Annotated in this window: 10 protein-coding genes; all 10 read right to left on the bottom strand. The window is 72.3% G+C overall.

Annotated features, from left to right (window positions below):
- Positions 1 to 292: 292 nt before the first annotated feature.
- Entirely contained in the window at positions 293 to 562 is a 270-nt protein-coding gene (locus tag ACFV46_RS11935) for a cold-shock protein (protein WP_385497932.1), read from the bottom strand.
- A 286-nt stretch (positions 563 to 848) separates the two neighbouring features.
- On the bottom strand, positions 849 to 1406 hold the full coding sequence (ssuE, locus tag ACFV46_RS11930) for an NADPH-dependent FMN reductase (protein ID WP_361932602.1): 558 nt from the start codon (positions 1404 to 1406) through the stop codon (positions 849 to 851).
- A gap of 90 nt (positions 1407 to 1496) precedes the next feature.
- A complete protein-coding gene (locus ACFV46_RS11925) occupies positions 1497 to 2258 on the bottom strand; it encodes a serine aminopeptidase domain-containing protein (protein ID WP_361932599.1) in 762 nt (253 codons plus the stop codon).
- Position 2259: 1 nt separating this feature from the next.
- On the bottom strand, positions 2260 to 3291 hold the full coding sequence (locus tag ACFV46_RS11920; RefSeq protein ID WP_376728293.1) for an LLM class flavin-dependent oxidoreductase: 1032 nt from the start codon (positions 3289 to 3291) through the stop codon (positions 2260 to 2262).
- 41 nt (positions 3292 to 3332) lie between these two features.
- Positions 3333 to 4652: an LLM class flavin-dependent oxidoreductase gene (locus ACFV46_RS11915; RefSeq protein WP_376728294.1), complete on the bottom strand. Its 1320-nt coding sequence runs from the start codon at positions 4650 to 4652 to the stop codon at positions 3333 to 3335.
- 44 nt (positions 4653 to 4696) lie between these two features.
- Positions 4697 to 5539 carry an ABC transporter ATP-binding protein gene (locus ACFV46_RS11910; protein WP_385497931.1) on the bottom strand — a complete coding sequence of 281 codons (843 nt, stop codon included), beginning with the start codon at positions 5537 to 5539 and terminating at the stop codon, positions 4697 to 4699.
- On the bottom strand, positions 5536 to 6417 hold the full coding sequence (locus ACFV46_RS11905) for an ABC transporter ATP-binding protein (RefSeq protein WP_385497930.1): 882 nt from the start codon (positions 6415 to 6417) through the stop codon (positions 5536 to 5538). Before ACFV46_RS11905 ends, ACFV46_RS11910 begins: the two co-directional genes overlap by 4 nt.
- Entirely contained in the window at positions 6417 to 7304 is an 888-nt protein-coding gene (locus tag ACFV46_RS11900; protein ID WP_385497929.1) for an ABC transporter permease, read from the bottom strand. The genes ACFV46_RS11905 and ACFV46_RS11900 overlap by 1 nt, the downstream gene beginning before the upstream one ends.
- Positions 7305 to 7307: 3 nt before the next feature.
- A complete protein-coding gene (locus ACFV46_RS11895) occupies positions 7308 to 8339 on the bottom strand; it encodes an ABC transporter permease (protein WP_385497928.1) in 1032 nt (343 codons plus the stop codon).
- 35 nt (positions 8340 to 8374) lie between these two features.
- The gene (locus tag ACFV46_RS11890; protein WP_385497927.1) at positions 8375 to 9934 is read right to left on the bottom strand and encodes an ABC transporter substrate-binding protein; all 1560 of its coding nucleotides are present in this window, start codon (positions 9932 to 9934) and stop codon (positions 8375 to 8377) included.
- Positions 9935 to 10376: the final 442 nt, after the last annotated feature.

Genomic DNA, 10376 nt, shown 5'->3' with positions numbered 1-10376 from the left:
CCACACACACACCCCCCCTCTGGGGCGTTGGCTTTTGTTTTTTAAATACCCCCCCCCGGGGGGGGGGGGGGGGGGGGCGGCCCCCCCCCCCCCCCCGCCCCTCGGCATGTCCGGGCCGGGGGCCGACTCGCTTGCCGAGCTGGTGGAGACGGTGGGCGGACGGGCCCGTGTGGCCACTCGGGAGGAGACCGCCACGCCGGCGACTCGGCACGATGAACTGCTACCGCCCAGGCCGTGCGCGGCCGGGCGGGAGGGAGTGCTGCCGGCCGGCGCCGCGCTCTGAGAGGACGGCTCAGCGGCCCGCGTGCGGCCGGGGGACGATGCTCACCGCCCGGTAGGCGTAGCCGTCCTGGGCGAAGCCGGGGGCCTCCCAGACCAGGTCGACCTGCTGTCCCGGCACGAGCGTGCGGAAGCCGGGTGCCTGGATGTCGGAGTAGTGGCCGAAGCATCCTCCGGGCGTCTGCGGGGAGTCGAGGACGCCCCAGCCCTCCTCGTCCCGCCACTCGCGCACCGTCGCGATCACGACGCGCGCCGTCTTGTGGCCCCCCTTGCGGCGACTCATCCGCGTCCCCTCTCCCCCGGTTCGATCAGGAGGGACAGCGTACGTGCCGGTCGGCGCCGTGCGGCCCCGAGGTCGGGCCGTTCGGCCCATGCGGCGCCACGGGCCGCGGCAGAGAGTGGAAACGAGGAGGAAGCGACCCGAGGAGGCGGGCCGGTCCGCGGCACCGCCATGGTGCCCTTCGCCGTACGTCTGGCGCGGGCCGTCGCGGGTGTCGTGGACGTCGAGCCGCGGCTCACCGGTGATGGGGTGGGCGCTCAGGAAGCCGTCCCGCCGTCCGCCTGACGGTTCATCCGGCGGGCGCCAGCGCCGCCACCCGCGCGCCCAGGGACGCGGCGAACTGGTCGGTCGCGTGGGCGAGGGCCTTCGCCGTGTCGGGGGCGACCGCCACCGTGCCGTCCTCCCCCACGGTGATGTCCTTGTCGAGCGTGAACCAGCCGGGGACGATGTGCGCCGCGCCCATCGAGTTGAGCACCGGGCGCAGCGCGTAGTCGATGGCCAGCACATGCGCCGTGCTGCCGCCCGTGGCGAGCGGCAGCACGGTCTTCCCGGTCAGCGCGTACTGGGGCAACAGGTCGAGCAGGGTCTTCAGCAGGCCGGAGTAGGCCGCCTTGTAGACGGGCGTGCCGATCACGACGCCGTCCGCCTGCTCGAACAGTGCGGTGGCCTCGACGATCGCCGGGTGGTGGAAGTCGGCGGTCAGGAGGGGTTCGGCGGGCAGGGTGCGGACGTCCAGGGGGACGACCTCGTGGCCGTGGCCGCGGAGCCGTTCGTCGAGGTGCCGCAGCAGCCGCGCGGTGCGGGAGGTGGCGGAGGGGCTTCCGGAGACGGAGAGGATGGTGGCCATGGGAGACCTTCCGGGTCGGGGTGCGCGCTCCACCGGGCCGGGGAGCGGGGAGAGACGGTGGGGTGGGAAGGGGGTGCGGGTGGGGGCGCCTCACCAGGTGCTGGTCTCCACGGTGACGAGGGGCACCAGGTCCTCCCGGAGCGTCTCCAGGAAGGTGACGACCTCGGCGGCGACCGAGCGGTGCTGGAGGTCGTTGAGGACGTCGTGGTGGGCGCCGCGCACGACGGAGAGGCGGGCGCGGCCCAGCGACTTGGCGGTGCGGTGCAGTTGGTCGCGGTCGGCGAGCGGGTCGGCGTCGCCGGTGAGGATCAGGGTGGGGACGGTGAGGTCGCCGTCCAGGGCGGCGGCGAACAGGGTCTCGGGCACGGTGGTGTTGAGGGCGCCCCGGCGGACCCCGGTGTCGTCGGTGAGGGTGCGCCGGTGGGCGGGGCAGGCGGTGCGGACGTCGAGTTCGCCGTCCCAGGAGTCCACGGCGGTGGCGGTGCGGCCGGGCAGGCCGGCCAGGACGACCGCGTCCAGGGCCGGCGCGGCGTCCGCCCGTCCGGCGAGGGCGGCGACGAGTGCGGCGCCCGTGTCGCTGCCGACCACCACGACGGGCCGTACAGTGCCGTCCTCGGCGGCGGTGCCGTCGATCGCCTCGATCAGCCGGGCCGCGAAGCGGTCGAGGGTGCCGGGCAGGTCGCCGGCGTCGAGGTCGGGGGTGTCGACGACGCGGACGCGGTAGGCGTCGGCGGCTAGGCGGCGGCCGAACCGCTGGTAGGTGGCCCGGGTCTCGCCGCGGCCCGGCACCACGATGACGGTGCCGCGGGTGCGCAGGCCCTCGGGGGCGAAGTGGTCGGTGTACTCGGGCATGTCATGCTCCAGCGGATACGGGGCGCGGCGCGGGGCGCCAGCCCAGGGCGGGTGCCACTTCGGTCGCGATGAGTTCCAGGGCGCGCACGGCGGCGTCGTGGTCGGGGACGGCGGGGTTGAACTGGGTGATGAGGTCGGTCGCGACGGGCAGGACCTGTTCCTTGCCGAAGGCCGCGACGATCTCGTCGGGGTGGCCGTAGAAGGCGTGGAAGCGGCGCAGTGCCTCGTCGGCGTCCAGACCGGCGGGGAAGGCGCCGTCGCCGGCCATGCGCAGGGCGGCCCGGTGCACGTCGTCGCCGATGTGGGCGAGCGCCGTGCGCCGGTCCTTGGCGGGGAACACGAACCGGGACAGTCCGATGCGCGGGCGGCGCGGCCGGTCCCAGGCGGCCAGGTAGGCGTCCGCCCAGGGGCGCTGGACCTCGTCGGTGGGGGCGTCGTAGCCGTAGGCGGCGCGGTTCAGCAGCAGGTGTGAGCCGCCGGCCGCGGCGTGGGCCGCTCCTTCGGCGCTGAAGACGCCCTGCCAGACACGGTCGGTGAAGTCCGCGGGGGCCGGCTGGACGCGGAAGCCCGGGGTGCGCACCTCCTCACCGGCGAGGGCCGTGCGCAGCAGGTTCAGGCCCTCGGTGGTGAGTTCGCGTTTACGGGCGACGTCGCGGCCGAACGCGGCGTACTCCGTGGGGCTGGCGCCGCTGCCGACGCCGACTTCGACGCGTCCGCCGCTGAGGGTGTCGACGGTGGCGACGTCCTCGGCGAGGCGGACCGGATCCTCCAGGGGCAGCACGGTGATGGCGGTGCCGAGCCGGATGCGGGTGGTCCGGGCGGCGGCGTGGGCGAGGAAGGTCCACGGGGACGACAGGCCGCCGCCGGCGAGGGGGACGTGGTGCTGGGCGACCCAGCCGATGTCGAAGCCGAGTTCGTCGGCGACGACGAAGAGTTCCTGGGCGTTGCGGTAGGTGCGGGCGAGGTCGTCGCCGCGGCCCTGGACGTGGGTGAGGAAGCCGAGTCTGAAGCGTGGCGTCGTCGTGTCGGTCATGGGTGGTCGCCTCTCTCCGAGGGGATGCTCACGGGAGGCCGTCACCGGGTGTGGCGGTTGGCGGGGACCGGCAGGCCGAGGTTGCCGCGCAGCGTGTCGGCCTCGTACTCGGTGCGGAACAGGTCGCGCTTCTGCAGGAGCGGGACGACGCCGTCGACGAACAGTTCCAGCTCGTCGTTGGTGCGGAAGGCGAGGTTGATGCCGTCGAAGGTGCCGGCCTCGAACCACTGCTCGATGGTGTCGGCGACCGTCTGGGGCGAGCCGACGAACGGCGAGCGGCGGAACTCGTTGACGGAGTTCGCCACCTGGCGCAGCGTCAGGTTCTGCTCCTTGGCGCGCGCGATGATCTGCGTCGCGTTGGTCCGGCCGCCCTTCGCGGCGAGGTGGGCCACGTCGGGGAAGGGCGCGTCCAGGTCGTGCACGCTGAAGTCGTAGGCGCCGAAGGACCGGCCGAGCAGGGCGAGGTTGCGGTCGAAGTCGTTGTCCTCCTCGAAGATCTCGCGCTCGCGGCGCCGGGCGTCCTCGTCGGTGGCGGCGACCACCGGCCCGCCGTGGATGAAGATCTTGATGTGCTCGGGGTCGCGGCCGTAGGAGGCGGTGCGCCGCTTGATGTCGGCGTAGTAGTCCTGGGCCTGCTCGAGGGAGCCGCCGGGCGCGTAGATGCCCTCGGCGACCCGCGCGGCCAGGTCGCGGCCCTCCTCGGAGACACCGGCCTGGAAGATGACCGGCTGGCCCTGCGGGGAGCGCGAGAGGTTGAGCGGTCCGGCGACCTTGAAGTGCTCCCCCTCGTGGTCGAGCGCGTGCAGCTTGGACGGGTCGAGGAAGACGTTCCGTTCGACGTCGGCCGGGAACGCGTCGTCCTCGTAGGAGTCCCACAGGCCCCGCGCGACCTGGACGAACTCCAGGGCGCGGCCGTAGCGGGTCGCGTAGTCCAGGTGCTCGTCGAGGCCGAAGTTCTTCGAGGTGCCGGTGTCGAAGCTGGTGACGACGTTCCAGCCGGCGCGGCCGCCGCTGATGTGGTCGAGCGAGGCGAAGCGGCGGGCCAGGTTGAACGGGGAGTTGTACGTCGAACTCGCGGTGCCGACCAGGCCGATGTGCCGGGTGTGCGTGGCCACCGCCGACAGCAGGGTCAGCGGTTCCAGGCGGTTGAGGTAGTGCGCCGGGTAGGTGGCGTTGATGAACTGGCTGTCCACGATGAACAGGGCGTCGAACAGGGCGTGTTCGGCGGCCTGCGCCTGCTGGATGTAGTAGGTGATGTCGATGCTCGCGTTCTTGGCGACACGCGGGTCCTTCCACAGCCCGTGCTGGCCGGGGCCGCCGACGCCGTAGGGGTGCAGGGCGAGATGGATCTTGCGGGACATGACGGGTCCTGTCTGTGGGTGCGGAGGGTGGGACGGAAGGGGGCTCAGGCGTGCAGCAGGGCGCGCAGGGCTTCGCGTTCGGTCCGGCTCGCCGCCGCCGTGTGCAGGGTGGGAGCGGAGCTGACGAGCAGCCGGGTGTAGAGGTGCTGCGGCGCGTTGATGACGTCGGCGGCGGGTCCGACCTCGACGGCACGGCCCTGGTAGAGCACGGCGATCCGGTCGGCGACCCCGGCGACGGAGCCGAGGTCGTGGGAGATGAGGACGAGGGCGACGCCGTCGGCGCGCAGTTCCTTGAGCATGTCGAGGATCTGCACGCGGTTGGCGGAGTCGAGGGCGCTGGCCGGTTCGTCGAGGATGAGCAGGCGCGGCTCGGTGATCAGGGCGCGGGCGACGGCGACCCGCTGGCGCTGTCCCCCGGAGAGTTCGCCGGGCAGCCGGTCGAGCAGGTCCTCGGGCAGACGGACCCGTTCCAGCAGGGCGCGGGCCCGCCGGGCGACCTCGGGGCGGGCGACGCCCCGCACGAGGAGCGGTTCGGTGAGGGAGTCCTCGATGGTGAGGTCGGGGTCGAGGCTGCGCAGCGGGTCCTGGAAGACGTACTGGACGACTCCGCGGCGGCGCAGTGCGCGCCACTGACGCCGGCGGTGGCCGCTGACGTCCTCGCCGTCGATGACGACGGAGCCGGCCGAGGCGCGGGCGAGTCCGAGGACGGTGCGGGCGAACGTGGATTTCCCGGAGCCGGTCTCGCCGATGATTCCGAGGGTCTCGCCGGGTGCGACGGTCAGGGTGAGTCCGTGCAGGGCGCGGCGCTTGCCGTAGTGGACGTCCAGACCGGTGACGGACAGGACGGGTGCGGCGGTGGGGGCCTCGTGCGGCCGGTCGGCGCTCACGCCGCCTCCTCCTTCGGTGCCAGGAACCTGTCGAGGCCGTAGCTCTCGTGCTCGTCGATGAGGAGCCGGGTGTAGGGGTGCCGGGGGGTGTCGAGGACGGTGCGGGTGGGACCGTGCTCGACGACCTCGCCGTGCCGCATCACGAGGACCTCGTCGCACAACTGGGCGACGACGGCCAGGTCGTGGGAGACGACGACGAGGGCGAGGCCCGTCGACTCGCGCAGGTCGGCGAGGAGGTCGAGGATCTCGGCCTGCACGGTGACGTCGAGCGCGGTGGTCGCCTCGTCGGCGATGAGGATGCGCGGTCCCGCGGCGATGGCGGCGGCGATCAGGACGCGCTGGAGCATGCCGCCGGAGAGCTCGAACGGATACTGCCCGTAGACCAGTTCGGGGTCGCGCAGGTGCACGGCCTGGAGGAGTTCGAGCGTGCGCGAGCGGGCCTCGCGCCGCTTCAGTCCGGTCTTGACCCGCAGCACCTCGGCGATCTGCGCGCCGACGCGCAGGGACGGGTTGAGGTAGGAGGCCGGGTCCTGGAAGACGGCGCTGATGGTGGAGCCGCGCAGCCCGGTCCACTGGCGTGGGGTCAGCGTGGCGATGTCGGTGCCGTCGATCTCGATGGTGCCGGCGGACACCTCGAAGTGGGGCGGCAGGATGCCGAGGGCGGCCCGGCAGGTGAGGGTCTTGCCGCTGCCGGACTCCCCCACGATGCCGACGGTCCGGCCGGGGGTGAGGTCGAAGGAGACGCCGTGGACGATCTCCCGGTCGCCGGCCCGGTCGTGGATGCGGACGTCCTGGACGGAGAGGACGGGCGGGGTGACGGGGCCGGTCTCCGCGGGCCGGGTCCCGGGTCGTGCGGTGTCCTGGGACAGGGTGGTCATCACGCACCTCCGGTGGGAGCGGTGTCGGGCGTGCCGAGGCGGTTGGCGCGGGCCCTGCGCCGGTTCAGCAGGGCGCGTCCGGCTTCTCCGGACATGTCGCGGATGGCGTCCGCGAGCAGGTTGCACGCCCAGACCGTGGCCATGATCAGGACGGCGGGCGCGAGCGGCCCCCAGGGCCGGTAGTCGAGGTAGCCGAGGTCGGAGGCGAGCAGGCCGCCCCAGGTGGGTTCCGGGGGCTGCACGCCGATGCCGAGGAAGGTGAGGCTGGAGACGATCACGAAACCGACGCCGATGGTCTGGGCGAGGGCGACCGCGATGGGTGGCAGGACCTTCGCCCAGACATGCCGGCGGACGATCCAGCCGAGGGAGGCACCGGAGATCAGGGCCGCCTCCACGTACGGGGAGCGGGCGACCGTCAGGGTGGCGGCGCGGGCCACCCGGTAGAAGAGGGGCGAGACCAGGGTGCCGGTGACGAGCATCGCCTGGGTGATGCCGTTGCCGAGCAGGGCGATGACGGCGACCGCGAAGAGCAGGAACGGCAGGGCGACGAGGGTGTCGGTCAGGCGCAGGGTGAACCATTCGAAGACCCGGCCGAGGTAGACCGACAGGATGCCGGGGATCGCGCCCACGGCCAGGGCCACACCGGCCACCTCGAGGGATCCGAGCACGCTGATCCGTGAACCGTCGAGGAGCCTGCTGAAGACGTCACGGCCGAGGTGGTCGGTGCCGAGCCAGTGCGAACCGGAGGCGGCGGCCAGGGTGTTGTCGCTCGTGGCGAGCGGGTCCTGGGGGGCCAGCCACGGGCCGAGGATCGCGAGGAGGGCGATCACGGCGAGGACGGCGACGGCGATCCGTCCCGAGGTGAGGGAGAGCACGCGGCGCACCATGGTTCACACCCCCCGCTGGGATGCCGGCGTCACACGGGCCAGCACCAGGTTGACGATCAGGTTGAAGACGACGACCAGGACGATCGACACGACCAGGACGCCCTGCACCGCGGGCACGTCGCCGGCCTGTGCGGAGTCGTTGGCGAACCGGCCGAAGCCCTGGAGGCCGAAGATCCACTCGGTGACGACGGAGGCGCCGACGAGCGCGGGGAACTTCAGGCCGAGCGTGGCGAGCGCCGGTCCGAGCCCGTTGCGCAGCACATGCCCGAAGAAGATCCGCCGCGGGCTCAGGCCGCGTACGACGGCCCCGGTCACGTAGTTCTCCCGGTAGGCGGCGACGAGGCTGCCGCGCAGTTGCCGGGCGACGTCGGCGACGACGTCGAAGCTCAGCGCGACGGCCGGGAGGGTGATGTGGGCGAGCCAGGGGCCGAGGCCGGCCTCCGCGGGGACGTACCCCGCGGCGGGGAAGAGGCCGAGCCCCACGGCGAAGACGGCCACCAGCACGATCCCGACGACGAACGCGGGCATCACGGAGATGAGCGTGACGAAGGCGGTGATCGTCCGGTCGATCCAGGTGGTGCGCCGCAGTGCGGCGACCGTGCCCAGCAGGAATCCGACGAGGACGCCGATGACCAGGGCGAACGTGGCGACGGAGAGGCTGACTCCGAGGCCGAGGCCGATCAGGGTGGAGATGTCGGCGCCGTTGGTCCAGCTCGTTCCGAGCCGCCCGTGCAGCACGCCGCCGAACCAGTCGGCGTACTGGACGAGGAAGGGCCGGTCCAGGCCCCACTCGGCCTCGACCCGTGCGATGGCCTCGGGAGTCGCCTCCTCGCCCAGCTGGATCCGCGCCGGGCTGAGCCCGCTCAGCGAGCGCAGTGCGAACGTCACGAACGTCGCGACCACGAACACCGGTACGAAGATCATGACCGACCGGGCGAGGGCGGCCAGGACCCGGACCAGCGTGTGCCGGGTCCTGGCCACGGCGACCCCTCGACGGCGGGCAGGCGAGACCACCTGCGGCGTGAGTGTCGTCATGGGGTCGCCCCCTCTCTGTGGATGGTGGATGGCCGTTAGCTGCCGGAGATGGTGACGCCGGTCCAGGTGAGGTGCGCCGGGATCTTCGGCAGCCCGGAGATCGACTTGCTCTTGGCGATGAGGTTGGGCTGGGAGTAGGTGAAGACGAGCGCCTTGCTCTTCAGCCCGGCCCGGGTCGCCGCACGCAGGGTCTCGGCGTAGTCCGGGGAGTCCAGCGGGGTCTGGCGCACCTTGGCGATGGCGTCCTCGAAGCCGTCCGGCTCGTACGGGGTGCTGAGGTTGAGCGGGCCGTCGGGGCCGAAGTGGGCGGTGAGTGTCTGCGCCGCGGAGTCACGTCCGGTGGTGCCGTACAGCGAGAAGGTGAGTTCCTTGGCGAAGAACGGGGTGGCCCAGTTCTTGTCGATCTTGATGGTGACGTCGATGCCGACCTTGGCCAGTTGCGACTGGACGATCTCGGCCTGCGGGTCCTCGGCGGGGATGACCAGCTTCAGCTTGATGTCGTGGGCCTGGTAACCGGCCTCCGCCAGAAGCTTCTTCGACTTCTCCGGGTCGTAGGGGTAGGCGTTCTCCGACGTGGGGTCGTAGGCCACGTAGCCCTTGGGGAAGGGCTGGTCGGTCGCTTCGCCGTAGCCGAAGGTGAGCTTGTCGACGAACTCCTTGCGGTCGACGGCGTGGCGGACGGCGTCGACGACCTTGTCGTTGTCGAACGGCGCCTTGTTGACGTTCAGGCTGAGGTTCGAGGCGTTGAAGCCGGGCTGCACGAAGACGTCGAGTCCGGCCTTCTTCGCGGCGGCCGCCTGGCTGGGGTCGATGTCGGCGAAGTTGTAGACGCCGGTGCGGAGTCCGGAGACGACGGTGGAGGCGTCGGGTGCCGAGGTGAGTTCCACGGTGTCGATGTGGATGTTCTTCGCGTCCCAGTAGTCGGGGTTCTTCCTCAGTACCGCCTTGGTGCCCGGCACGAGCTGGGTGACGGTGAACGGCCCCGCGCCCACCGGGTTCTGGTCGAGCTTGGTGGGTGACGCGGCCGCCTTGGGGCTGGCGATCTGCAGGACGCGCGAGCCGAGGAGCTGCGGTATCTGGTAGTCGACCTGGGTGAGGTGGACGACGGCGTCGAGGCCCTCGGCGTCGACGGACCTGATGGAGGTCAGGTCGCCGAAGAGGGCGGAGTTCTTCTGCTTCTTGGCGCGTTCGATGGCGGCCTTCACGGCCTTCGCGTCGACCGGGGTGCCGTCGCTGAACTTCAGGCCGGGCCGCACATGGAAGGTGACCTGGTCGCCCTTGTCGTTGTACTCCCAGCTCTCGGCGAGATCCGGCACCGCCTTGCCGTTCTCGTCCGTGCGGGTCAACGAGGCGTAGACGAGGGCAAGTTCACGGAACTGGGCGCCGCTGCCGCCGACGACCGGGTCCCAGTGCGCCGGGAAGTAGGAGGACGTCCACTTGAGCGTCGCGCTGCCCGCCGCGGTGGACGAGCCGTCGCCGCACGCGCCGAGGGAGGGGACGAGCAGGGCGGCGAGGGCGGCGCCGAGGGCCGTGGCGCGCAGCCGGTGGGCGGGGGCGCCCCTTCTGGAGCGACGGGACGTGAGGTATCCGGACATGGCGTTCTTTCTCTGAGGACCCCGGGTCCGTGACGGCACGGCGGGAACGGGGGACGGAGGAGGTCGGCCCCTGCTGCGCACGCCGGATCCGCGCTCGTCGGCGGGCGGGCATGCCGGCGAGGGCTCAGGTGCGGGAGGCGGGCGCGGCCGGCCGGGGGCAGAGGTGCCCACCGGCCGCTGGGGCCGGACCGTGCTGCGGGACAGGAAGGCGCTGGGCCGAGAAGAGGGTGCCGGGTGCCGGCCGCGGCTCAGCCGGAGGGCGAGCAGCAGGTGCGCGACGAGGAGCGGCGCGGAGGGACCGGGGACGGCGAGCGGGTCAGCGACAGAGAGCGCTGCAGGTGCGCCGCAGGTCCACGTAGCGGCACACCACGCCGGGGTGCGTCGTGAGCATGGGCCCCATCCTGACCGTACGGATGAGCGACTGTCAATGGACACCAAATGG

Origin of the sequence: Streptomyces sp. NPDC059852 (assembly GCF_042731455.1) — a bacterium.
Taxonomy (GTDB): domain Bacteria; phylum Actinomycetota; class Actinomycetes; order Streptomycetales; family Streptomycetaceae; genus Streptomyces.
Note: the sequence above shows the minus strand (reverse complement) of the source record. Positions and strands in the feature narration are given on the sequence as shown.